A 24,045-nucleotide genomic window follows, 5' to 3' on the forward strand; every position below is an offset into this window, starting at 1 on the left:
CGCGGTTACCCGACCAGTGTGAACCGAAAGGGCGCGTCCGGGTCGGTGAAGACCCGAACGCGCCCTTGTCCAGCGGTTCAGCGGCTCGCTACTGGGCGGCGCCGTTGGCCACGGTCTCCGCCGGGCTGTCCGAGATCGCGGTGCCGCGGCGCTTGGAGATCACGACGGCCGCCACGATGATCGCCACCGCGACGACGGCGATCGTCAGCCGGATGCCGGTGGAGGCGTCCGCGCCGATGGAGAACGTGACGATGGCGGGCGCGATGAGCACCGACACCAGGTTCATCACCTTGATCAGCGGGTTGATGGCCGGGCCCGCGGTGTCCTTGAACGGGTCGCCGACCGTGTCGCCGATGACCGTCGCGGCGTGGGCGTCGGAGCCCTTGCCACCGTGGTTGCCGTCCTCGACCAGCTTCTTCGCGTTGTCCCACGCGCCACCGGAGTTGGCCAGGAACACCGCCATCAGCGTGCCGGTCGCGATCGCGCCTGCCAGGTAGCCCGCCAGCGGGCCGACGCCGAGGCCGAAGCCGACGGCGATCGGGGCCAGCACGGCGAGCAGGCCGGGGGTGGCCAGCTCGCGCAGCGAGTCCTTGGTGCAGATGTCGACGACCTTGCCGTACTCGGGCTTCACCGAGTAGTCCATGATGCCCGGGTTCTCCCGGAACTGGCGGCGCACCTCGAACACGATGGCGCCCGCGGCCCTGGTCACGGCGTTGACCGCGAGACCGGAGAACATGAACACCACGGCCGAGCCGATGATCAGACCGACCAGCACGTTCGGCGTGAACGCGACGAAGTCGGCGTTGTCGAAGCCCGCCCCGACCTTGCCGAGCGACTGCGTGATCGCGTCCTTGTAGGAGCCGAACAGCGCCGTCGCGGCGAGCACGGCGGTCGCGATCGCGATGCCCTTGGTGATGGCCTTGGTGGTGTTGCCCACCGCGTCCAGCTCGGTGAGGATCTGCGCGGCCTCGCCGTCGACGTCGCCCGACATCTCGGCGATGCCCTGGGCGTTGTCGCTGACCGGGCCGAACGTGTCCATGGCGACGATGACGCCGACCGTGGTGAGCAGACCGCAACCGGCCAGTGCCACGGCGAACAGCGCCACGACGACCGAGCCGGACAGCAGGAACGCGCCGTACACGGCCGCGCCGATCACCAGCGCGGTGTAGACCGCCGACTCGAAACCGACCGAGATGCCGGACAGGATGACCGTCGCGGCGCCGGTCAGCGAGGTGCGGCCGACCTCCTTGACGGGCTTGTGCTCGGTGCCGGTGTAGTAGCCGGTCAGCCAGAGGATGATGCCCGCGAGCACGATGCCGATGATCACGGCGATGGCCGCGATCAGCGCCGGGTTGCCGCTGGTGCCCTTGATCTCGTCCGACACGCCGTCCAGGTTCGCGAACGAGCTGGGCAGGTAGGTGAACGCCGCCACGGTGCACAGCACCGCGGAGATCACCGCGGAGATGTAGAACGCGCGGTTGATCGCCGACAGGCCGTTCTCGCCGGTCCTGGCCTTGGTGGTGTAGACGCCGATGACGGCGGTGACGACACCGATGGCGGGGACGATCAGCGGGAACAGCAGGCCCTGCGCGCCGAACGCGGCGGTGCCGAGGATCAGCGAGGCGACGAGCATCACGGCGTAGGACTCGAAGAGGTCCGCCGCCATGCCCGCGCAGTCGCCCACGTTGTCGCCGACGTTGTCGGCGATCGTGGCGGCGTTGCGCGGGTCGTCCTCGGGGATGCCCTGCTCCACCTTGCCGACCAGGTCGGCGCCGACGTCGGCGGCCTTGGTGAAGATGCCGCCGCCGACGCGCATGAACATGGCCAGCAGCGCCGCGCCGAACCCGAAGCCCTCGAGGACCTTCGGGGCCTGGCCCGCGTAGACCAGCACGACGACGGCCGCGCCGAACAGGCCGAGGCCGACGGTCATCATGCCGACGACGCCACCGGTGCGGAACGCGATCCGGGTCGCCTTCTCCCGTCCGCCCTCCTCCTTGGACGCGGCCGCGACGCGCACGTTCGCGCGGGTCGACAGCCACATGCCGAGGTAGCCGATGCTGGCCGAGAAGACCGCGCCGAAGATGAAGAACAGGGACCGGCCGATCCGCTCGTTCAGGTCGTCGGCCGGTAGCGCGAACAGCAGGACGAAAACGATCACCACGAAGGGTGCGAGCGTGCGGAACTGCCTGTTGAGGTAAGCCGCTGCGCCCTCTTGGACCGCCTTGGCGATTTCCTGCATCTTGGGGGTGCCCTGGCCCGCGGCCAGCACCTCCCTGAGCAGTACGTAGCCGACGGCAAGGGCTGCCAGGGCGACCACGGCGATCACGGCGACAACGCCGCGATCACCTCCGGAGAGTTCAAGGCCCTCCGCGAGGAATTGCCGGGACATCCGTCCTCCTGGTGAGTGTTCTGCCCAACAGGGGACCGCATCTCGTCGCGCCCTCGAACCGGCCAACCGCGCGTCAGCCCCGACACCACGTGATGCATCCCTCATTGGATGCGATTCGGCGGAGTCTATTCATAGGCCGCAACCCTGCAACGATCCGTCCCGATCCGTGCACACACCGTTATCTACGCAGGAAGCGGTGGTCGGTGCCCCGATGGTGCCAGAACTGTCGGTGCCGTGTGCGAAGCTGCCGACCGTGGCCGACCAGGGACGCCGACTGCTGGACCGGGTGCTCGCCGGAGTGCCCAGCGGGGAAACGCCGCTCACGCACGTCACCGATATGCCACGTCGCGCCGCTCGGTTGGCCCAGTGGCCGTCGTGGGCCGCCCAGCCGGTGATCGACTCCGTGCGGGCGTGCGGCGTCGAACGGCCGTGGCGGCACCAGGTCGAGGCGGCCGAGATCGCCTGGTCGGGGCGCAACGTGGTGCTGGCGACGGGCACGGCGTCCGGCAAGTCGCTGGCCTACCAGTTGCCGGTGCTGACGGCGTTGTCGACGGACCCGCGCGCCACCGCGCTGTACCTGTCGCCGACGAAGGCGCTCGGCGCGGACCAGCTGCGGTCCGTCGAGGGGCTGGCGGTGCCCGGCGTGCACGCGTCGTCGTTCGACGGCGACACGCCGATGGCCGAGCGCGACTGGGTCCGGGCGTACGCGAACTGGGTGTTCACGAACCCGGACATGCTGCACCGCGGCATCCTGCCGAACCACACCCGGTGGATCCGGCTGTTCAAGCGGCTCAAGTACGTGGTGGTCGACGAGTGCCACTCCTACCGCGGGGTGTTCGGCTCGCACGTGGCCCTGCTGCTGCGCCGCCTGCGCCGGATGGCGCGCAAGTACGGGGCCGACCCGGTGTTCGTGCTGGCGTCGGCGACGGTCACGAACCCCGCCGTCTCCGCGGGCAGGCTGCTGGGCGCCGAGTGCGCGGCCGTGACGGAGGACGGCTCCCCGCGCGCCGCCCGCACGGTGGCGCTGTGGGAACCGCCGCTGCTGGAGGACTTCGCGGGCGAGAACGGCGCGCCGGTCCGCCGCTCGGCGGGCGCCGAGACGTCCCGCATCCTGGCGGACCTGGTGGTGGAAGGCGCGCGGTCACTGGCTTTCGTGCGCTCCCGCGTCGGCGCGGAGCTGACGGCGCTGGGCGCGCAGCGGATACTGTCCGAAGTGGACGGTTCGCTGCCGGGCCGGGTGGCCGCGTACCGCGGCGGCTACCTGCCCGAGGAGCGCAGGGCGTTGGAGCGCAAGCTGTCCAGCGGCGAACTGCTCGGCGTGGCGACGACGAACGCGCTGGAACTGGGTGTCGACATCGCGGGCCTGGACGCCGTGGTGGTGGCCGGTTTCCCCGGCACGCTGGCGTCGTTCTGGCAGCAGGCGGGCCGCGCGGGCCGCACCGGCGACAACGCGCTGGTGGTGTTCGTCGCCCGTGACGACCCGCTGGACACGTACCTGGTGCACAACCCGCCCGCCGTGTTCGACCGCCCGATCGAGGCCACGGTCCTCGACCCGACCAACCCGTACGTCCTGGCCCCGCACCTGGCGTGCGCGGCGGCGGAGTTACCCCTGACCGAGGAGGGCCTGGCGGACTTCGGCGGCGACGCCGCGCGCCCGGTGCTGGCGGACCTGGTGGAGCGCAAACTGCTGCGGCGCAGGCCGAACGGCTGGTACTGGGCGTCGCACGACCGCCCGCACGCCGACGTCGACATCCGCGGCTCCGGCGGCGACCAGGTGGTCGTCGTGGAAGCGGACTCCGGCCGGATGCTCGGCACCGTCGATCCGGGCGCGGCGCACCGCTCGGTCCACCAGGGAGCCGTGTACCTGCACCAGGGCGAGTCGTATCTCGTCGACAACTTGGACCTGGAGCAGGGGTTGGCGCTCGTGCACGCCGCCCGCCCGGACTGGTCGACGATGGCGCGCGAGACGGTCGACATCACCGTGGTGAACACGGTGGAGCGGCGGGACTACGACGGCGTCTCGGTGTGCCTCGGCGAGGTGGAGGTGACGTCCCAGGTCGTCGGATACCTGCGGCGGCTGCCGTCCGGGCAGGTGATCGACCAGGTGCCGTTGGACATGCCGGAGCAGGTGCTGCTCACCAGGGCAGTTTGGTACACGGTGTCGGAGGAGTTGTTGGCGAGCAGCGCACCGGGGGGCGCGGGTCTGGATCCCGCGCGCGTCCCCGGTGCGCTGCACGCCGCCGAACACGCGGCGATCGGCCTGCTACCGCTCTTCGCGACCTGTGACCGCTGGGACATCGGCGGTGTGTCGACCGCACTGCACGCGGACACCGGGGAGGCGACGGTGTTCGTGCACGACGGTCATCCAGGAGGGGCCGGATTCGCCGACCGCGGCTTCGCCGCTGTGATCCCCTGGTTGGTCGCTACTCGGGAAGCGATCGCTTCGTGTGCGTGTCCGGCTGGTTGCCCGTCCTGCGTTCAGTCGCCGAAGTGCGGCAACGGCAACGAACCGCTGGACAAAGCTGGTGGAATGGCCGTCCTGGGCACTGTTCTCGGGGTTGTCGGGGAGAGAACCAACAGCACCCAGGACGGCCAGCCTGTGGGTCAGCCCCGCTCCGCGGCGACGAGCCGCTGAGCGCCGGCCTCGAACAGCGAGGGCATCTGGATCGCCTCGACGAGCGCGTCCTGCACGATCCGCGACACCGGCAGGTTCCAGCCGCAGATCTGCGGCTTGACCCGCCAGTGCACGACACCGTGCTGGACCGGCGACGGCGGCAGGGCGATGTACTCGCCCTTGCCGTAGAGGCGGACGTCGTCGTGCGCGGCCAGGTCGGCGCGCAGGACCTGGCCGGACTCGACCAGGAACATCCAGGCGCCCGCGGGGGTCGCGACGATCGGCACCGGCAGCCCGATGGTGCGCAGGGCCATCGCGGCCCGCCGCCCCAGGTCCGCGCCGACCTCGATCGCGTCGAACACGTGGCCCGTGGCACCGAGCACGCTGTACGACCGACCGGTCCACCACGCCGCGACCTGCTCCGGCTTCGTGCCGATGCGCTCCTGCCAGTCGCGGTGCACCGGCACCGGCCCGTCGGTGTCGACCCCGCCGCGCCCGGCCCACTGGACCGAGCCGCTCTGCGAACCGGCCGGATAGGTGCCCGGCAGCACAGGCCACCCGTGCCACGCGAGGCCGACCGCCTCTGCCCGCAGCTCGATGCGGAAGGCCCCGCGCCAGCTATCCGACCACTCCATGCTCTGTCGCCTCCAACTCGTGAACACTGACACTGTGTCGGTGTTGTCAGACACCGTGTCGGTGCCGCTACTCCAATTAACGGCATGAGCCGCACCGGATGTAACTCCCCGTCGACAACTGGTCGGAATGGCACGGCGAACGAAGCCCGGCCACCGGGCGGCAGAACTGCCGACCGAACCCTGAGAGCCAGCTGAGAGCGACCAGACCCCGCATGTGAGTCCGCTCACCGTGGATGGATGACCGTTCACCGCGTCCACCCCCACTTCACCCTTCAGCCGGACCGGCCCGCGCACGAACGCTCAGCGGCCCGAACACGGAAACGTCCCCTTCCACCGCCACGATCACCTCCCAACCGCTCACCGCACACCCGCCCAACCGCTCACCCATCCGCTCGACCACCCACCGCGCCCGGCCACAGGCCACAGCCACCCCATCGGGGAGATGAGCGGCAGCGGCCACCGCGGCCAGATCAGCAGCAGCCCCGATCTCATGCCGCCGCACCACCACCCCACCCACCTGAAGACAAACAGCAACGACCCCAACCACCACCGCAATCCCCACAACCCCGAACACCGTCGCGGACCCCCGGTCATCCACCCCTGCTCCTCCCTCCACCACACCTCCACCACTCCCCTTGCACTACTTCTCCCTCCACCACGCCTCCTTCTACGACTCCCGGCCACCTCCCACACACGACCTTCCTGTCCTGGTTGCCGGACCACCGGTCCACCCATCCCGCGACAGGACAAGCGGCCACAACCACCACCCTTTCCCGGTGACGGCAACCACCCAGCCCAACAGCTGTTGACCGCAGGTCCACACGCGCCTGCGACAGGACAGGCGGTCAACAACCACTCAGCCGCCAGTCCGACCGGCGGTCCCCCTGATGGCAGCGACCACTCGACCAACGCCCCACCAGGACCTATGAACAGGCATTGACCACCGGTCCACCCCTGCCCTACGGCAAACCACGTCGTCACCGGCCCACCGACAGCAGCTTCAGCCGCGTTTGCTCAGCAGCCATGGGGACAACTGCACCCGCATGACTCCCGCCTAGCGCCGGATCACCGGACGCACCCAGATGAAGTTGTTGACCACCGGTCAACAACTGCCCTGTCGCAGGCCGGACGGTCCACCGACGGCCACAGCCATCGCCTTCAACCAGCAGCCACCTCGATGACAACTACGCCTCAGCGCGAGACTCCCGGCCCCTCTTGTCGAAAGGTTGACCAACGGCCCACGCCTTGGCCAGCGTTGGGCAGCGGCAGGCGGCACTGGAACAAAAACTAACCAACCGGCGACCCACCGCCCACCGCCACCGCCCGATGCCCACGCCCACTGCCGCTGCCCACCACCCATCACCCATCACCTGCGGCCGACTGCCCGCCACCCCCTGCCCGCCACCCCCTGCCCGCCACCCCCTGCCCGCCACCCGCTGCTTGCTGCCTGCCACCCACGGCCCGGTGTCTGCCGCCCGCCGCCGCTGCCCGCCGCCCGCTACCCACCCGCTGCCGCTGCTCGCCACCCACAGCCCACTGCCCGCTGCCCACAGCCCGCTGCCCATAGCCCGCTGCCCATAGCCCGGTGTCTGCCGCCAAGTGCCCGCAGCCCGCAGCTCGGTGGCCGGTGCTCGGTGCTCGGTGCTCGGTGGCCAGTGTCTGCCGCCAGCCGCAGCCGCCCGCCGCCCGCCGCCCGCTGCCCGCAGCCCGGTGGCCGGAGCTCGGTGGCCGGTGTCTGCCGCCAAGTACCCGCAGCCAGCAGCCCGGCGGCCGGTGGTCGGTGGTCGGTGGTCGGTGGTCGGTGGTCGGTGCTGGGTGCTGGGTGCTGGGTGCTGGGTGCTGGGTGCGTCAGCTTCGCCGAGGCCTCCGGAGCGGTGTTGATCTTGGTTGGGTGTTTGCCCTTCTCTGTATCTCTTGTGCGTTCTCCTTTCTGGTGGCAGACCGATCGGGCGGTTCGGGGTCAGGGGGCGGTTGGTTCCAGGACTGAATAGGCCCTTGCTGTCAGGTGGAGGCCGGGGAGTGGGCTGGGGGCGGAGATCTCCACCTCGATGTCGTCGTTGTTGGTGTTGATCTTCACGGTGGCGTTGGCTGGGGCGATGGTGTGGGCCAGTGCGGTGGCGCGGTCCGGTTCGCCGCGGGCTAGCAGGCGGGCGGCTTCGCGGGCCGCGTCGGTGCAGCGGAGGTGGTTGACGACCGTTGTGATCGCCGCGGCGCACAGTGTGAGGACGAAGACCATGGCGAAGATCGCGATGGCGGCTTCGACCGTGACCATTCCGCTGTCGTTCGGGGAGCGGCAGCGGCGGGGTGGGGTCATCCGCCCACCGCGAAGGCCTTCTGGACCAGGTCTCGGAGTAGTTGGGTGATGACGTCGCTGCTGAGCAGCACGTAGAGGGCGGTCGCCAAGGCCGCTGCCGCGAGAGTTCCGATCGCGTACTCGGCGGTGGTCATTCCGTCGTCGCCTTGGAGGGCTTCGCGGATGGTCTGGTGCACGGTGGGCTCCTTCGGTTGGTCACCAGGTCGCGGTGAAACGGCCTGCCAGGCCGATGACGACCGGCAGGACTCCCAGGCAGAGGAACGCCGGGAGGAAACAGGCGGCGAGCGGGGCTGCCACCAGGACGGCCGCCCGTTGGGCTCGGGCCTCGGCTTGGTCGGCCATCTGGTCGCGGACGCGGGCGGCCAGGTTCGAGGCCAACGTCGCCAGGGCCGCGCCTGAGCGGGCGGTTCGGCGGGCACCTCGGGCCAGCGGTGCCGTCGTGTCGTTGGCCAGGGCTGGGGCCCAGGCGGTCACGGGGTCCGCGCCCAAGGCGAGCAGGGCTCCTACCTGGCTGAGCGCTGTGGCCGCTGGAGGTGACAGGCCGTCGACGACGGCGTGGACGGCGCTCGCCACCGGCAGGCCGGTTCTGAGGCAGGCGGCCAGGAGGTCCCAGCTCGCGGCCACGGACAGCGGGTCGTCGGCTGGCGGTGGGGTCGGGCGTGCCGGTTTGGGGTTCGGCGGGATGAGGCGGTGGAGCACCGGCGGTGGCGAGGGGAACGTCAGCAGCGCCAAGGCCAGGAGGAAGAAGGTCATGGGCGGGCCGCCTGGTCGGTCAACCTGGCGCTCCACAGCAGACCGGCGCAGACGAGCAGTGCGCCCAGGAGCAGGAGGGCTTGGCCCGCTGTGGTCGAGGTCAGGACGTGGAGGGGGTGAGCGCCGCTCAACTCGCCGAGCGCGATGCCGAACAGCGGGAGGCCCGCCAGTACCGACGCGCTGGCTTGCGGGCCTGCCATCCGGGCTTTGAGCTGGCCCGCGAACGTGACGCGGCGTTCGAGGTCGCGGCGCACGGCGTCCAGGGTTTCGGCCAGGGGAACGCCGTGCTGGTCGGACAGTCGCCACGCGCGGGCCAGTGGTCCCAGTGCCGAGGTCAGGTCGGGTTTCGCTCGGGACATGGTGTTCAGAGCTGTGGTGACGTCGCCGCCGAGGCGGGCGGTCGAGGCTATTCCGGTCAGGACAGTGGTGGCCGGTTCCTCGGCGTCCTGCGCGGCACCTGCCGCCGCTGCGGCGGGGTGAGCGCCCGCTTTGAGTTCCGAGACGAAGGCCGCCAGGCCGTCTGCGATCGCGGAGGTGGCGGTCAGGCGGGATCGCTGGTTCGCGCGTGAGCGGACGCCGCGCCAGATCACGGTGGCGACCATCGCGGTCGCGAGGAGTGCGACCGGGCCCGCCAGGAAGCCGACGACCACGCAGGTCGCGAGGACCAGGAACGAGCGGCGAGGGCGGGGTGAGTGGCGGGATCGGGGTGGTCCCAGGGCGCGGAGTCGGCGGGTTGACGTGGTGGCCGGGAGCAGGAGGAGAGCCGCGGCCAGGATTGCCAGGGGCACGGCGGGTGAATCGGGCAGGGTCATGGCTGACTCACCTCGCTGGTCGGCGGGTCGGGTCGACAGGGCGTTCAGGGTGGCCGAGCAGGGATCGCAGGGCGGGCCAGGCCTGTTGGCGGCCGTGTTCGTGGTGCCAGGCGGTGCGGACCGTGAGGGTCGTCGCGGTGCGGTGGAAGACGGCGATCTCGGCCAGGCGTCTGGCGCCGTCCGGAGCGCGGCGCATGTGGAGGACGACCTGCACGGCGGCGGCCAACTGGCTGTGCAGGGCGGCGCGGTTGAGACCGCCCAGGGCGGCCAGTGCTTCCAGGCGGGCCGGGACCTCGGTCGGCGAGTTGGCGTGCAGGGTGCCCGCGCCGCCGTCGTGGCCGGTGTTGAGCGTGGCGAGCAGGTCGCAGACCTCGGCTCCGCGGACCTCGCCGACGACGATGCGGTCGGGACGCATGCGGAGGGCCTGGCGGACCAGTTCGCGGACGGGGACCTCGCCGGCGCCCTCGATGTTGGCCGGGCGGGCGATCAGGCGGATCACCTGCGGGTGGTTCGGTTGGAGTTCGCCCGCGTCCTCGACGCAGAGGACGCGTTCGGTGTGCGGGACGCAGCCGAGCAGGGCGGCCAGGAGGGTCGTCTTGCCGGAGCCGGTTCCGCCGACGACGAGGAAGGCGAGTCTGGTGTGGACGATGTCGCGGAGGAGGGCGGCGATCGGGGCGTCGAAGGTGCCGCGGGCCTGGAGTTCGTCGAGGTCGTGGACCGCCGGGCGGAGGACGCGCAGGGACAGGCAGGTGCCGGAGGCGGCGATCGGCGGGAGGACGGCGTGCAGGCGGATCCGGCCTGACGGGCCGGAACCGGGGAGCCAGCCGTCGACGTGCGGAACGGCCTCGTCGAGACGGCGGCCGGCGGCGACGGCCAGCCGTTGAGCGAGCCTGCGGACGGCGGCCTCGTCGGGGAACGTGATCGCGGTGCGGCGCAAGCCTTGCGCGCCGTCGGCCCAGACCTCCGTGGGGCCGGTGACGAGGACGTCCGTGGTGTCGGGGTCGGCGAGGAGCGGGTCCAACGGGCCCGCGCCGACGAACTCCTGACGCAGCAACGTCAAGGCGGACAGGACTTCAGCGTCGCCCAGGACACCACCCGCTTCCTCGCGGACGGCTTCGGCGACGGCCGCCGGGGTCAGCTCCGCTCGGCCTACGGCCAGACGGCGGCGGACACGTTCGACGAGGTCTGCGGTCATGGGGGGTCCTCGGGGTTTAGGGCCGGTCGGGCGGGACGGGTGGCCGCCCGACCGGCGGGGAGGTCGACGGATCGCGGCGACGGTCGGGGGCGTCGGGCGCGATGTCGACTTGGTCTGGGTAAGGCGAGGGCTGACGGAATTCGGGAGGAGTGAGGGGGATCTGTTGGTGGGCAGGCCGAAGAGGACGGATGGGTGGGAAGCACCAGGGGGCTGGGAAATGTGGACCGCAGGGGGCAGGGACTCTGGTGGGGCCAGCTGAGGCGGTCCCAGCGGGTGCGGGTTGCGGGAGACGGAGGAGCGCGTGAGCCGGGGACCGGATTCGTTGGGGGGCTTGGAGGTTGAAGGCCCGCAGAGGGAAGCGAGACCGGTCGGCTGACAGGAGAGAGTGGGGGCTGCCTGGGGATGAGAGCGGTGCCGGTTGGAGGGAGGTGGGCTGGGACTAGGGCGGCTGAGTGGACAGGGCTGTGGCGGAGTCGCGACTGGAGCTTGGGGTTGGGGGTGTCGGCGGGATGACCCTGAGTGGCAGGCGAGTCAGGCGGGCGGATCAGAAGTGGCGGCTGGCGAGTGGGCCGGTAGGCGGGATGAGGGCGGACAGGCGGTAAGTGCGAAAGCTGGTTGGAAACCTGGGTGGGGGCAAGCGAGTAGGGCGAGCGAAAGCAGAGATGAGAGCGGGCGGCGGGTCCAAGGGTGGGCAGGCCAGGACTGGTCAGGTGGGAACTGAGCAGTTGAGCAAGTGGCAGCTGGGGCCAGCCGGTTATGGGTGTAGATGGCTGACTACGGCCAGCCAGGTAAGTGGGTGGGGGCTAGGTGGCGTGTAAGGCGGTGAGGATGGTTTTTGCGGTTTTGGCTAGTGGGCCTCTGGTGTTGTGGGGGAAGTTGCCTCGGTCCAGGGCTGTTACCAGGCCTGGTTCTGGGCGCATGGTGGTGAGCAGGGGAAGGCCTAGGGCCGTGGCTATTTCCTTGGGGTGCAGGCCTGTTGGGCCTGGGGTGCGGACTACGAGGGCGATGGTCACGCCTCGTTCGGTGATGTGGTGGGCCACGCGTTTGGCCGCTACGCCCGCGCGGACTTCCGCTGGGACCACCAGGACGGCCAGGTCGGCTCGGTCCAGTGCTGCCCGTGCCGCGTCGGTGAGGTGACGTGGGAGGTCGCAGATGACTGTTTCGCCTGCCCTGCGGCCTGCTTCGACCACGGCTGCCACGGCGTCCGGTTCTGGGCCGTGGCCTTCTCTTGCGCAGGAGAGGACGGTGAGGCGGCCGTGTTTCGCGGTTCTGCCGGGGAGGGCGGCGTGCAGTGCCGAGGCGGCTACTCGGCCGCCGGTGAGGTGGAGTTCGGGCCAGCGAGGGCCTTCGGTGGCCTCGGTGCCCAAGGTCAGGTCGAGGCCACCACCCAGGGGGTCGCAGTCGATGAGGAGGCCTTGGCTGCCCGAGGTGAGGACGGCTTGACCAACCGCCGCGGCCAGGACTGAGGCTCCTGCGCCTCCACGGCCGCCCAGGAGCACCACTACTCGGCCGTCGGTGCTGGGTGGGCCTTCGGCGAGGTCGGCCAGTGCGCCCGCCAGCCAGTGTTCGGCGGCGGGGAGTTCGACCACGCGGTCCAGGCCCAGGGCGACCGCTGTCGGCCACACGGCCGGTGACGGGGTTCCGGTGCTGACCAGGTAGACGCCGGTGCGGCGTGGGAGGTCCAAGAGGCCGCACTCGAAGGCGCCCCACTCGTCCAGCAGGACCGCCGGAGCGGTCTTCCACCTGGTGCGCAAGGCCGCCGCGTCCGGGACGCGGTCCAGTTCGCAGCCCGCCGCCGCTGCCAGGCGGAGCAGGTCGTCCAGCAGCAACTCGTCGCCGACCAGGGCCACGGGTCGATTCGCTTCCACTCCGGCTCACCTCCCTGTCGACTCGTTCGGACCGGTCTTGGTCCGGGGTCAACGGTCGGCTGTCGTGAGGAAAGCCACAAGCGAGCAAGATCGAGATGTGGACAACCGGTGGGGTTGTGGACAAGTCGGAGGCGGAAATCCGGCTTTGTCGGTGCCGTGCGAGAGGCTGGGAGGTTGGGCTTCGAACGCCGCGAGCAGAACGCGGAAAGGGCCGGGAAACCGGCCGTCCACCTGACCCCGGACATGGGACGACCCCCGCCAGGGGGGAGGGACGGGGGTCGTCGGTGGTTCAGTCCCGGGGGGTCGGACTGAACCGGTCCGGTAGAACCGGACCGCACCACTGTATCCCCAGAACCTTGACCGGTGCTCGTCTTCCGTTGGAGGACACGAGGAATTTCCGTCGTCCGGCGCACAGCACTTTCGTCAACGAGCGAAACGCCCTTCGGGAACGCACCCCCTAAACTGGCGGCGTGACCGATCCCGGCAGCGGCGAAGCCCCCGCACAAGGCACCCGAGTCGCCGCGTTCTTCGACCTGGACAAGACGGTCATCGCCAAGTCGAGCACGTTGGCGTTCAGCCGCCCGTTCTTCCAAGAAGGTCTGATCAACCGGCGCGCTGTGCTCAAGAGCGCCTACGCGCAGTTCGTGTTCATGCTCGCGGGCGCGGACGCGGACCAGATGGACAGGATGCGGTCGCACATCACCGCGCTCTGCGAGGGGTGGGACGTCGAGCAGATCAGGTCGATCGTCGCCGAGACCCTGCACGACATCGTGGATCCCCTGGTCTACAAGGAAGCCACCCAGCTGATCACCGACCACAAGGCCGAGGGCCACGACGTGGTCGTCGTGTCGGCGTCCGGTGAGGAGCTGGTGGCACCGATCTCCGACATGGTCGGCGCGACGCACAGCGTCGGCACCCGGATGGTCATCGCCGACGGCCGCTACTCCGGTGAGATCGACTTCTACTGCGCGGGCGAGAACAAGGCCATCGCCGTCAAGCAGCTCGCGCAGCAGCACGGCTACGACCTCGAGGACTGCTTCGCGTACTCGGATTCCGTCACGGACCTGCCGCTGCTGGAGGCCGTCGGTCACCCGACGGTGGTGAACCCGGACCGCGCCCTGCGGAAGGTCGCCGCGCAACGCGGGTGGCCCGTCCTCACGTTCTCCGACCCGGTGTCGCTCCGCGCGCGCATCCCCACGCCGTCGGGCACGGCCGTCGCGGTCACCGCGATCGGGCTCGGCGCGGCCGCCGCGGCGGGCGTCGCCTGGTACGGGATGCGGCGTCGCAGGCGTAGCTGAGCGCCGCGAATCGGGTGGGTGACGTCCTCCGCCCGATCAGCGGTACCGGAGCCGGAAACCCCTGAGATCAACCAACTTTCGCTACTGAACGTGGCTTGACCGGTGCACCCTTCCGAGGCCTTGCTGTGACGCGGCACACGGTCTACAAATGGAGGTGCGGACTTCGGGTCGGCCAGGGACGAAGCGGAAGAGAAGCGGCGTTCACCCCGGCAGAGCTCCGTGCACGGACTTCGAGCACCCACGCGCAGCACGCCGCGGGAGGCTTGCCGTCAAGGGCCTGCGTACTGGGACGCCGGACGCCGAGGCCATGGTGATACGGCACGAGTTGCACGCTTGGTAACTCGAAGGCCCGTGCTGTTGGCGGGGACCCCGCACGAAAGTGCCGGGGTCCCCGCCCTTTTTCGTCCGGCCCGATTCCCCAGGGCGAGGCAAAATACCCACCCGTTGACCGGCTCGCACGTCGTGAGTAACTTGCGAATATGTCCGGATAGTTGTGGGAAACACGCCTGGGGAGGCTCTCGTGGGCCGGGTCGGACATCCGTTGGCCGCCGTCGTGCTGGTCATGACGGCGCTGTGCGTTCCGCTCTCCGCGACCGCGGCGCCGGATTCCACGTCAGCGCAGAACATCTCCACGCTCGTGCGCGGCATGTCGTTGGAGGAAAAGGTCGGTCAGCTCTTCGTGACCTACCTGAACGGGCAGTCACCCGACGAGGTGAACCCGGTCAACAAGGCGAACTTCGGTGTCGACACCCCGGCTCAGGTGGTCGCGAAGTTCCACCCCGGCGGGGTCATCTACTTCAACAACTCCACCCGCGACAACATCGACACCCCGCAGCAGGTCGCCGCTCTTTCGAACGGTTTGCAGCGCGCCGCGATGGGCTCGGGGAGCCGCATTCCGCTGGCGATCTCCACCGACCAGGAAATGGGCATCGTCACCCGCATCGGCGCTCCGGCCACGCAGTTCCCCGGCAACATGGCGCTGGGCGCGGGCCGGTCGACGGCGGACGCCCAGAAGGCCGCCACGATCACCGCGAACGAGCTGCGGGCCATGGGGATCACCCAGGACTTCGCGCCGGACGCGGACGTGAACTCGAACCCGGTGAACCCCGTCATCGGCGTGCGCTCGTACTCCAGCGATCCCCGGTTGACCTCGGACATGGCGGCCGCCCAGGTGCGCGGCTACCAGCAGCGCTACCTCGCGCGGGGTGCCGTATCCGCGACGGCGAAGCACTTCCCCGGTCACGGCGACACGTCCGAGGACAGCCACACGAGCCTGCCGGTGGTGGACCGGACCGTGGAGCAGTGGCGGCAGGTCGACGCGCCGCCGTTCCGCGCGGCCATCGCGGCGGGCATCGACTCGATCATGACCGCGCACATCCAGACCCCTCGGATCGACCCGTCCGGCGAGCCCGCGACGTTGTCCGCGCCCGTCGTCACGGGTCTGCTGCGCAACGAGCTGCACTACGACGGCGTGGTCATCACCGACTCGCTGGAGATGGAGGGCGTGCGCATGCTGCACCCCGACGCGGAGATCCCGGTGCTCGCCCTCAAGGCGGGCGTCGACCAGCTGCTGATGCCGGTCAACCTGGAACTGGCCATCACCAGCGTCGTCAACGCCGTGCGCAGCGGTGAGCTCACCGAACGCCGCATCGACCAGAGCGTGCTGCGGGTGCTGCGGATGAAGCTCCTGCGCGGGATGCTCACCAGCCCCCTGGTCGACGTGAACGCGGTGGCCCGCACGGTCGGCACCCCGGCGAACCTGGCCACCGCCCAGCGGATCACCGACCGCACGACGACCGTGGTCCGCAACGCCGACGGCGTGCTGCCGCTGCGCTCGAAGCCGACGTCCGCGCTGGTCACGGGCTGGGGCGACACCACGACCCGGCTGCTCGCCGACCGGTTGACCGCTCGCGGCACGGCCACCACCGCGCTCCCCACCGGCAGCGCCCCGACGGAGGCGCAGATCGCCGCGGCGGAACAGGCGGCCGCAGGCGCCGGGGTCGTCGTCCTGCTCACGAACTCGCTGAGCAAGCAGCCCGCGCAGCAGGCGCTGCTCGCCAGGCTCCGGGCGACCGGGAAACCGGTGGTCGCGGTGGCCGTGCAGAACCCGTACGACGTCGGGTACGACGCGCCGACGTGGCTGGCCACCTTCTCCTACGGCCTCGGGTCGATGGAGTCGCTGGCCAAGGTGCTCTACGGCGAGGCGGGTCCGAAGGGGACGCTGCCGGTCGAGGTGCCGGGCCCGACGCGCTACCCGCTCGGCCACGGCGTCACCTGGTGAGGCGCAGGCTCCTGCTCCAGGCGGGCGCGCTGGCCGTGCCCGCGGTGGCGCTGGCCGACCGGCCCGCGGCAGCGTCCACGACGGTCACCACCGGCGCCGAGGCCTTGGCGCGGGACGGCTGGCGACGGCTTTGCGGGAAGCGGGTCGGCGTCCTCACCAACCCGACCGGCGTTCTGGTCGACCAGACCCACGTGGTCGACTCCATGGTCGCAGCGGGCATCCGCCCCCAGGCGGTGTTCGGGCCCGAGCACGGTTTCCGCGGCACGGCCCAGGCGGGCGGCTCGGAGGGCGACTACGCCGACCCGCGCACCGGCCTGCCCGTCTACGACGCCTACGGCAAGAACGCCGCCCAGCTGGCCGCGCTGTTCCGCAAGGCCGACGTGGACACGGTCGTCTTCGACATCGCGGACGTCGGCGCGCGCTTCTACACCTACATCTGGTCCCTTTACACGGCGATGCAGGCAGCCGCCACGACCGGCGCGGCATTCCTCGTCCTCGACCGCCCGAACCCGGTCGGCGGCACGGCGAGGGGCCCGCAGCTCGACCCCGCGTACGCCACCGGCGTCGGCCGCAAGCCGATCGTCCAGCAGCACGGGATGACGGTCGGCGAGCTGGCCCGGCTGTTCGACGGGGAGTTCCTGCCGTCCGACGGCGGCAGGCTCAGCAGCCTGGACGTCGTGTGGGCACAGGGATGGCGACGGGCCGACCTGGCGACCGGTCTGCCGTGGACGCCGCCGAGCCCGAACATGCCCACGCAGGACACCGCGCTGGTCTACCCCGGCACGTGCCTGTTCGAGGGCACGCTCTTCTCCGAGGGCCGCGGCACGACCCGGCCGTTCGAGACCGTCGGCGCGCCGGACGTCGACTGGCGGTGGGCCGAGCGCCTCAACGAGCTGGCGCTGCCCGGCGTGCGCTTCCGCGAGACCTACTTCTCCCCCACGTTCGGCAAGTTCGTCGGCAAGTCCTGCGGCGGGGTGGCCCTGCACCTCACCGACCCGCGGAGGTTCGACGCGATCCGCGCCGCCGTCGCGATGATCGTGACCGCTCGCTCCCTCTACCCCGCGCTGTTCGGCTGGCGGCCCGACAACTGGATCGACAACCTCAGCGGCTCGGACCGCCTGCGCCGCACGGTCGACGCCGGCGCGGGCGTCGACGAGGTCGTCGGGGCCTGGGAAGCCGAGCTGACCGCGTTCCGCCGCACCAGAAGTCCGTACCTCCACTACCGGTGAGGACCACGATGCGCCTGCCCGCCCTGCTCGTCACCACCGCCACCCTGGTAGCCATGACCGCCCTCCCCGCCCACGCGGACCCGTCGACCGGCCGGTTCGACCGCCCGCACACCGGTTTCGCGCCGACGTGGACCACGCTGCGCGCCGGTGACGCGGGCCTGGACCGCGCGCCGATCGACGCCGCGCTGGAGCAGGTGCGCCAGTACACCGAGCCGAACTCGAGCGGGCACCCGCTGTTCGCGGGCGCGGTGACGCTCCTGGCGCACGACGGCAAGGTCGTCGCCCACCAGCCGACCGGCTGGGCCGTCCGCTACTCCGACGCCAAGGGCACCGAACTCCCCGTCGAGCAACGGGTTCCGATGGCCGAGGACACGATCTTCGACCTCGCGTCGATCTCGAAGCTGTTCACCTCCATCGCGGTCATGCAGCAGGTCGAGGCGGGTCGGGTGCGGGTGGACCAGCCCGTGGCGCGGTACCTGCCGGAGTTCGGCGTGAACGGCAAGGAGGCCATCACCGTCGAGCAGCTCCTCACCCACACCTCCGGCCTGGAGCCGTTCCTGCCGCTGTGGCAGCAGTGGCCGGACGTCCCGTCGCGGATCAAGGCCGTCATGGACGTCGCGCCGAAGACCCCGCCGGGCTCGACCTACACCTACTCCGACCTGAACCTGATCACCCTGGGCGAGCTGGTCCACCGGGTGAGCGGGGCGCCGCTGGACCAGCTGGTGCGCAACGGGATCACCCGTCCCCTCGGTCTCGTCGACACCGGGTACAACCCGCCCGCGAGCAAGCTCGACCGGATCGCCGCGACGGAGTTCGAGGCCAACGCGGGCCGCGGCATGGTGCGCGGCCAGGTGCACGACGAGAACGCCTGGTCGCTGGGCGGCGTCGCGGGCCACGCGGGCGTGTTCTCCACCGCGCGCGACCTCGCCGTGCTCGGCCAGGCGATCCTCAACGGCGGCACGTACAACGGCCACCGGATCCTCCGGCCGAAGACCGTCGAGCTGATGCTGACGAACTTCAACACCGAATTCCCCGGCGACTCGCACGGACTCGGGTTCGAGCTGGACCAGCGCTGGTACATGGGCGCTCTCGCTTCTCCTCGCACGGCGGGGCACACGGGCTTCACCGGCACGACACTCGTGCTCGACCCGATGTCGCGGTCCATCGCCATCCTCCTGACCAACCGCGTGCACCCCTCCCGCGACTGGGGCTCCATCAACCCCGCGCGCCGGGCCGTCGCGGACGGTCTCGCGAAGGCGCTCGCCGTCCGCCCGCAGCACGGCCCCGACGCGTGGACCCCCGCCCTGACCGGCGCGACGCTCACGACCGGCGACCTGCCCGGCGCGCGCCGCGTCTCGTTCGACGCGTTCGTCGACCTCGACGAGGGCGACAGCGTCGTGCTCCAGTCCGGCGACGGCACCACGTGGCGGGACCTCAGGACGTTGACCGGAACCGGGACCAGGACGTGGAGGCGGGTCGAGGTCGCGGCCGAGGGACCGCGGTTCCGGTGGCTCTACGTGAGGGGCGCGGGGTACGGCGGGCGAGGCGTGTACGTGGACGGGATCAAGGTCTTCGGCAGCAGGAGCACCCTGCTGGACGCCGAGCGGGATCCGGGGGCGCTGACGGCGGTCGACTGGCGTCCGGCAGCGCGGTGAGCACGGTCCGCCAGCACGCGCGGACAGTCGGTGAGGAACTGACGCCGTTCGGGTGAGAAATGCTCACAAATCTGCCCGAGTACCCCCTCTGGTCCGTTGACCTGGGTAGTCACGGTTAGTAAGTTTCCCACGTGTCCAGCCACAATCCCGATTACCTCGACGCCAGCCCCCTGGTCAAGATCCGCTCACTGCTGCCGGGCCTCGCCCGCGCGGAGCAGCGGGTCGCCAAGGTCGTGCTGGAGAACCCCGCCACGGTCGCCCACCGCAGCATCACCGAGGTGGCCGAGGCCGCGGGCACCAGCGAGACGACGGTGACCCGCTTCTGCAAGGCCATCGGCGTCGGCGGTTACCCGGAGTTGCGGATCGCGCTCGCCGCCGACACCGCCAGGACCGCCTCCCGCGTCGACCGCGACCTCGGCAGCGACATCACGCTGACCGACGACCTGCGCCAGGTCGTCGGCAAAGTCGCGTTCGCCGACGCGCGCGCCGTGGAGGAGACCGCCGAACAGCTCGACGTGGAGACGTTGCAGAAGGTCGTGCAGGCCGTCGCGGGCGCGGGACGGGTGGACGTCTACGGGTTCGGCGCGAGCGCGTTCGTCGCCTTCGACCTCCAGCAGAAGCTGCACCGCATCGGCCGGGTCTGCTTCGCCTGGAACGACACCCACATCGCGTTGACCAGCGCGGCCGTCCTCACCGACGCGGACGTCGCCGTCGGCATCTCGCACACCGGCTCGACGTCGGAGACCGTGGAGGCGCTGCGCGTCGCCAAGGACCGCGGCGCGACGACCGTGGCGCTCACCAACTTCCCGCGCTCGCCGATCAGCGAGGTCGCCGACCACGTCCTGACCACGGCCGCGCGCGAGACGACGTTCCGCTCGGGCGCGATGGCCAGCCGGATCGCCCAGCTGACCGTGGTCGACTGCCTGTTCATCGGCGTGGCGCAGCTGCACGTCGACAGCGCGAAGTCGGCGCTGGAAGCGACGTACGACGCGGTCTCCGGCCACCGGCTGGGAGCGCGGCCCGACGGCAGGCGACGACGGGAGACCGGTAAATGACCTCGCCCGGCAACGGTGTGGCGGTGCGCGTGGATTCCCCTACCGAGATGCGGAACCCGCGCACGCTCGACATCGACCGGATGTCCACTTTGGACGTCCTGCGGGCGATCAACGTGGAGGACCAGGTCGTGCCGGACGCGGTGGCGGCGGTGTTGCCGCAGCTCGCGCTGGCGGCCGACCTGGCGGTCGGGGCGTTGCGCGCCGGCGGTCGGGTGCACTACGTGGGGGCCGGGACGTCGGGGCGGTTGGCCACGCTCGACGCGGCCGAGTTGGCGCCGACGTTCAACGTGCCGCCGGACTGGTTCGTCGCGCACCACGCGGGTGGGCCGGAGGCGTTGGTGCGGGCGTTGGAGAACGTCGAGGACAGCAGTGGCGCGGCGGAGATCCGGCGGTTCGCGTCGGCGGGTGACCTCGTGCTCGGGGTCACGGCGTCCGGGCGGACGCCGTACGTCGTGAGCGCGTTGGTCGAGGCGCGCGCGCTCGGGGCGCACACGGTGCTGGTGTCGAACAACCCGATGTCCCCCGCGCCGTGCGAGGTCGACGTGCTGATCGCGCTCGACACGGGCCCGGAGGCCATCGCGGGGTCGACGCGGATGAAGGCCGGGTCGTCGCAGAAGCTCGTGCTGACGTCGTTCTCGACCGCGGTGATGGTCCGGCTGGGCCGCACCTACTCGAACCTGATGGTCAGCATGCGGGCCACGAACGCGAAGCTGCGCGGCCGGACCGTGCGGATCCTGCGCGAGGCGACCGGGCTGGCCGAGCAGGAGTGCACGGACGCGCTGTCGGACGCGGGCGGCGACCTGAAGGTGGCGCTGGTGCACCTGCTGTCCGGCGCGACGATCGCGCGGGCCGCCGAGGCGCTCGTCGGCTCGGACGGGCACGTGCGCCAGGCGATGGTGTCCTTAGCCACCGGCTAGGACGGGACGCCACGGGATCGGCGTCGACAGCACCATCGCGCTGGACGTCTCGCCGTGGCCGCCGAGCCGCACGAGCAGCCGTTCCAGCTCCTGCACCGACGTCGTCACGACCTTCACGACCGAGCAGATGTCGCCGGTCAGCCGCACGACCTCGACCACCTCCGGGCAGTCGTCGAGCAGTTCCGGGTGCACGGTGATGCACCTCGGGCCGTAGCACTTCATCCGCACCAGGGCGACGACCGAGCGTCCCACCGCCGTGGGGTCGACCGCGGCCCGGTAGCCGGTGATCACGCCCGCGTTCTCCAGCCGCCGCACGCGCTGCGCGACCGTCGGAGGCGAGATGTGCACGCGCCGGGCCAGCTCGTTGTACGACAGCCGCGCGTCCTCCTGGAGGGCCTCCAGCAGGGCCCAGTCCACGGCGTCCAGGTCGATGCTCATGAACGCAAACCTATCCGCCGAAACGGCTTTCGGCTGTAAGACTTCGGGGCCCGGAAGGCCGTCGACGTGCATTCAGAAATGCCATCCGAGCACGCATGATGACGACATGAGCACTTGTCCGGTCGTCCACGGCGGCGAAGAGGTCCCCAAGCTCGACTTCGGCGGCACCACGCCGTACGAGGACTACGTGCACGCCTCGGTCCTGCACACGTTGCAGAAGCAGGCCTCCGACGACCCGCGCGAGATGTCGTTCCTGGTCATCACCCAGATCATGGAGCTGTACTTCGGCCTGCTGGTGTTCGAGTGGCGGCAGGCGCAGCGGGAGCTGCGGGCCGACGACCTGCGCGCGGCCGTGCGCACGCTGCACCGCAGCGACCTGCACATGCAGGGCCTCAACGCGGCGTGGCGGCCGATCGCGCGGATGACGCCGGGCGAGTTCAACTCGTTCCGCGACGCGCTCGGCGAGGGCTCGGGCTTCCAGTCCGGCGTGTACCGCGAGATGGAGTTCCTGCTCGGCGAGAAGTCCCGCTCGATGCTGGTGCCGCACCGGGCCGTGCCGAAGCTGCACGACTCCCTGGAGGCGCAGCTGCACGCGCCGAGCCTGTACGACGACGTGCTCGCGGCGCTGCACCGCCGTGGCCTGGGCATCCCGGTCGACGTGCTGGAGCGCGACCTGTCCAGGGCCTACGAGCCGAACGCCGACGTCGAGAAGGTGTGGGCCGAGGTGTACCGCGGCGACGACCGCGACCTGCTGGAGCTGGGCGAGGCGCTGACCGACATCGCCGAGGAGTTCGCGCGCTGGCGCTACGACCACCTCCTCGCGACGCGGCGCTCGATGGGTGCCAAGGTGGGCACGGGCGGTTCCGCCGGCGTGGCCTGGCTGGAGAAGCGCACCCAGCGTTCGGTGTTCCCGGAACTGTGGACCGCGAGGAGCTTCGTGTGACCGACCTCGACGCCGTCGACCCGCTCGCGCGCGTGCGCGACCTGTTCGACCTGGATGACGACGTGGTCTACCTGGACGGCAACTCCCTCGGCGCGCCTCCGAAGGCCGTCGCCGAGCGGATGCAGGAGGTCGTGCGGCAGCAGTGGGGCCGCAGGCTGATCCGCAGCTGGTCCGAGGGCTGGTGGGAGGCCCCGCAACGGGTCGGCGACAGGGTCGGGCGGCTGGTCGGGGCCGCGCCGGGGCAGGTCGTCGTGGGCGACTCGACCAGCGTGAACCTCTTCAAGGCGCTGATGGCGGCGGTGAAGGGCACGGACCGCGCGGAGATCGTGGTGGACGCGGGCACGTTCCCCACCGACGGGTACATCGCCCGGTCCGTGGCGGAGCTGACCGGGCTGGAGCTGCGGCCCGCCGTGCCGGACGCGCTGGAGCTGACCGAGCGGACCGCCGTGGTGCTGCTCAACCACGTCGACTACCGGACCGGCCGGATGCTGGACATGGCCGCGGTGACCGAGCGGGTGCACGCGGTCGGGGCGAAGGTCGTCTGGGACCTCTGCCACAGCGCGGGCGTGCTGCCGATCGAGCTGGACGCGCTGGGCGTGGACCTGGCCGTGGGGTGCACGTACAAGTTCCTCAACGGCGGGCCGGGGTCGCCCGCGTTCCTCTACGTGCCGACGGCCGCGCAGGCCACGTTCGAGCAGCCGTTGACCGGGTGGACCGGGCACCGCGCGCCGTTCGCGATGGAGGAGGCGTACACGCCCGACGCCGGGATCGCGCGGGGCCGGTGCGGTACGCCGGACATCCTCTCCATGCTGGCGCTCGACGCCGCGCTGGACGTGTGGGACGAGGTGTCGCTGGCGGACGTGCGGGCCAAGGGGTTGGCGCTGACCGCGTACTTCCGGTCGCTCGTGGAGGACCTGCCGGGCATCGAGGTGATCACGCCCGCCGACGAGTGGCGCGGGCACCAGATCTCGTTGCGGCACACCGACGCGGAGGCCGTGATGGGGAAGCTGATCGCACGGGACGTGATCGGCGACCACCGGCCCCCTGACGTGCTGCGCTTCGGTTTCGCGCCGCTGTACATCAGGTACGCCGACGCCCGCAGGGCCGCCGAGGTGCTCGCGGAAGTGCTCTGACGGGGCAACCGGGAGAGGGCTTCGAGCGTGGACTGCCCATGAAGACGACAACGGTTCTGCTCGGAGTCCTGGCGCTGGGCGTGCTCGGCGCCCCCGCCGCGTCCGCCGCCGCCACACCGCAGTGCACGGCGTCCGCCCTGGTCGTGAGGGCGGGCGAACGGGTCTCGCCGAACGTCGCCGACCAGCTGTTCCAGGTCGAGTTCGAGGCCTCGCGGGCGTGCGCGATGCGCGGCACGCTCGGCGACCTCGTGTTCCACGACCCGGACGGCGTCGCGCTGCCCATCGGCGTGGTCACGCCCGACCCCGCGGGCGCCGAGCGGGTCGTGGTCTCGCCCGGCCACCCGAAGGTCGTGTACATCGCCTCCAAGAAGGGCACGGCGCAGGGCTACCCGGTCGCGTCCGCGACCTTCACCCTGCCGACGACCGCCGCCGACCGGACCGTGACGGTGGCGTGGCCCAACTCGCTCACCGGCCCGGCGCGCCTCGGGTACGTCGGCGACTACTTCGGCTGATCCC

The 24,045-nt window shown here is 71.0% G+C and carries 20 protein-coding genes; 10 read left to right on the forward strand and 10 right to left on the reverse strand.

The genetic code is table 11. The features are described from left to right. Nucleotides 1–88 precede the first annotated feature (88 nt). The gene (locus ACFWW9_RS15405) at nt 89–2,389 is read right to left on the reverse strand and encodes a sodium-translocating pyrophosphatase (protein WP_390376972.1); all 2,301 of its coding nucleotides are present in this window, start codon (nt 2,387–2,389) and stop codon (nt 89–91) included. 211 nt (nt 2,390–2,600) lie between these two features. Here ACFWW9_RS15405 and ACFWW9_RS15410 point away from each other — a divergent pair, with 211 nt between their 5' ends. Then, nucleotides 2,601–5,024, forward strand: coding sequence for a DEAD/DEAH box helicase (locus ACFWW9_RS15410; RefSeq protein WP_390376975.1), 2,424 nt, complete (start codon nt 2,601–2,603; stop codon nt 5,022–5,024). On the opposite strand, the gene ACFWW9_RS15415 is transcribed toward ACFWW9_RS15410, so the two are convergent. The 8 genes from ACFWW9_RS15415 to ssd form a co-directional block, all read right to left on the reverse strand. Next, complete coding sequence (locus tag ACFWW9_RS15415; RefSeq protein ID WP_390376978.1) at nt 4,994–5,638, reverse strand: bifunctional DNA primase/polymerase; 645 nt, start codon at nt 5,636–5,638, stop codon at nt 4,994–4,996. The genes ACFWW9_RS15410 and ACFWW9_RS15415 overlap by 31 nt on opposite strands. A 265-nt stretch (nt 5,639–5,903) precedes the next feature. Then, nucleotides 5,904–6,236 carry an Rv3654c family TadE-like protein gene (locus ACFWW9_RS15420; RefSeq protein WP_390376981.1) on the reverse strand — a complete coding sequence of 111 codons (333 nt, stop codon included), beginning with the start codon at nt 6,234–6,236 and terminating at the stop codon, nt 5,904–5,906. A gap of 1,362 nt (nt 6,237–7,598) precedes the next feature. After that, on the reverse strand, nt 7,599–7,952 hold the full coding sequence (locus ACFWW9_RS15425) for a TadE family type IV pilus minor pilin (RefSeq protein ID WP_390376984.1): 354 nt from the start codon (nt 7,950–7,952) through the stop codon (nt 7,599–7,601). Next, a complete protein-coding gene (locus tag ACFWW9_RS15430) occupies nt 7,949–8,086 on the reverse strand; it encodes a DUF4244 domain-containing protein (protein ID WP_390377113.1) in 138 nt (45 codons plus the stop codon). Before ACFWW9_RS15430 ends, ACFWW9_RS15425 begins: the two co-directional genes overlap by 4 nt. Nucleotides 8,087–8,147: 61 nt before the next feature. Next, entirely contained in the window at nt 8,148–8,705 is a 558-nt protein-coding gene (locus ACFWW9_RS15435; RefSeq protein ID WP_390376986.1) for a type II secretion system F family protein, read from the reverse strand. Further along, nucleotides 8,702–9,517, reverse strand: a complete 816-nt coding sequence (locus tag ACFWW9_RS15440; RefSeq protein WP_390376989.1) for a type II secretion system F family protein — start codon at nt 9,515–9,517, stop codon at nt 8,702–8,704. The genes ACFWW9_RS15435 and ACFWW9_RS15440 overlap by 4 nt, the downstream gene beginning before the upstream one ends. Nucleotides 9,518–9,524: 7 nt before the next feature. After that, nucleotides 9,525–10,712 (reverse strand): TadA family conjugal transfer-associated ATPase, encoded by a 1,188-nt coding sequence (locus ACFWW9_RS15445; RefSeq protein WP_390376992.1) that lies wholly within the window; start codon nt 10,710–10,712, stop codon nt 9,525–9,527. Between the two features lie 803 nt (nt 10,713–11,515). Continuing rightward, the gene (gene ssd / locus ACFWW9_RS15450) at nt 11,516–12,580 is read right to left on the reverse strand and encodes a septum site-determining protein Ssd (RefSeq protein ID WP_390376995.1); all 1,065 of its coding nucleotides are present in this window, start codon (nt 12,578–12,580) and stop codon (nt 11,516–11,518) included. A 470-nt stretch (nt 12,581–13,050) separates the two neighbouring features. On the opposite strand from ssd, the gene ACFWW9_RS15455 reads away from it, so the two are divergent. From ACFWW9_RS15455 to ACFWW9_RS15480, 6 genes are all read left to right on the forward strand, one after another. Beyond that, on the forward strand, nt 13,051–13,878 hold the full coding sequence (locus tag ACFWW9_RS15455; RefSeq protein ID WP_390376998.1) for an HAD family hydrolase: 828 nt from the start codon (nt 13,051–13,053) through the stop codon (nt 13,876–13,878). A 562-nt stretch (nt 13,879–14,440) separates the two neighbouring features. Further along, entirely contained in the window at nt 14,441–16,159 is a 1,719-nt protein-coding gene (locus ACFWW9_RS15460) for a glycoside hydrolase family 3 protein (protein WP_390377116.1), read from the forward strand. After that, nucleotides 16,156–17,388, forward strand: a complete 1,233-nt coding sequence (locus ACFWW9_RS15465) for an exo-beta-N-acetylmuramidase NamZ domain-containing protein (protein WP_390377001.1) — start codon at nt 16,156–16,158, stop codon at nt 17,386–17,388. The genes ACFWW9_RS15460 and ACFWW9_RS15465 overlap by 4 nt, the downstream gene beginning before the upstream one ends. An 8-nt stretch (nt 17,389–17,396) precedes the next feature. Further along, entirely contained in the window at nt 17,397–19,043 is a 1,647-nt protein-coding gene (locus tag ACFWW9_RS15470; protein WP_390377119.1) for a serine hydrolase domain-containing protein, read from the forward strand. Nucleotides 19,044–19,174: 131 nt separating this feature from the next. After that, nucleotides 19,175–20,098, forward strand: coding sequence for a MurR/RpiR family transcriptional regulator (locus tag ACFWW9_RS15475; protein ID WP_390377004.1), 924 nt, complete (start codon nt 19,175–19,177; stop codon nt 20,096–20,098). Then, nucleotides 20,095–21,015, forward strand: coding sequence for an N-acetylmuramic acid 6-phosphate etherase (locus ACFWW9_RS15480; RefSeq protein WP_390377007.1), 921 nt, complete (start codon nt 20,095–20,097; stop codon nt 21,013–21,015). The genes ACFWW9_RS15475 and ACFWW9_RS15480 overlap by 4 nt, the downstream gene beginning before the upstream one ends. On the opposite strand, the gene ACFWW9_RS15485 is transcribed toward ACFWW9_RS15480, so the two are convergent. Beyond that, nucleotides 21,001–21,453, reverse strand: coding sequence for an Lrp/AsnC family transcriptional regulator (locus ACFWW9_RS15485; RefSeq protein ID WP_390377010.1), 453 nt, complete (start codon nt 21,451–21,453; stop codon nt 21,001–21,003). The two genes, ACFWW9_RS15480 and ACFWW9_RS15485, sit on opposite strands and share 15 nt — an antisense overlap. A gap of 106 nt (nt 21,454–21,559) precedes the next feature. On the opposite strand from ACFWW9_RS15485, the gene ACFWW9_RS15490 reads away from it, so the two are divergent. From ACFWW9_RS15490 to ACFWW9_RS15500, 3 genes are read left to right on the forward strand one after another with little or no spacing between them, the layout of a single operon-like run. After that, a complete protein-coding gene (locus tag ACFWW9_RS15490; RefSeq protein ID WP_390377013.1) occupies nt 21,560–22,396 on the forward strand; it encodes a tryptophan 2,3-dioxygenase in 837 nt (278 codons plus the stop codon). Beyond that, the gene (gene kynU, locus ACFWW9_RS15495; RefSeq protein ID WP_390377015.1) at nt 22,393–23,529 is read left to right on the forward strand and encodes a kynureninase; all 1,137 of its coding nucleotides are present in this window, start codon (nt 22,393–22,395) and stop codon (nt 23,527–23,529) included. The genes ACFWW9_RS15490 and kynU overlap by 4 nt, the downstream gene beginning before the upstream one ends. Before the next feature lie 38 nt (nt 23,530–23,567). Then, the gene (locus ACFWW9_RS15500) at nt 23,568–24,041 is read left to right on the forward strand and encodes a hypothetical protein (RefSeq protein ID WP_390377017.1); all 474 of its coding nucleotides are present in this window, start codon (nt 23,568–23,570) and stop codon (nt 24,039–24,041) included. The last annotated feature ends 4 nt before the right edge of the window (nt 24,042–24,045 follow it).

The organism is Umezawaea sp. NPDC059074 (assembly GCF_042738955.1).
In the GTDB taxonomy this organism is placed as follows: Bacteria; Actinomycetota; Actinomycetes; order Mycobacteriales; family Pseudonocardiaceae; genus Umezawaea.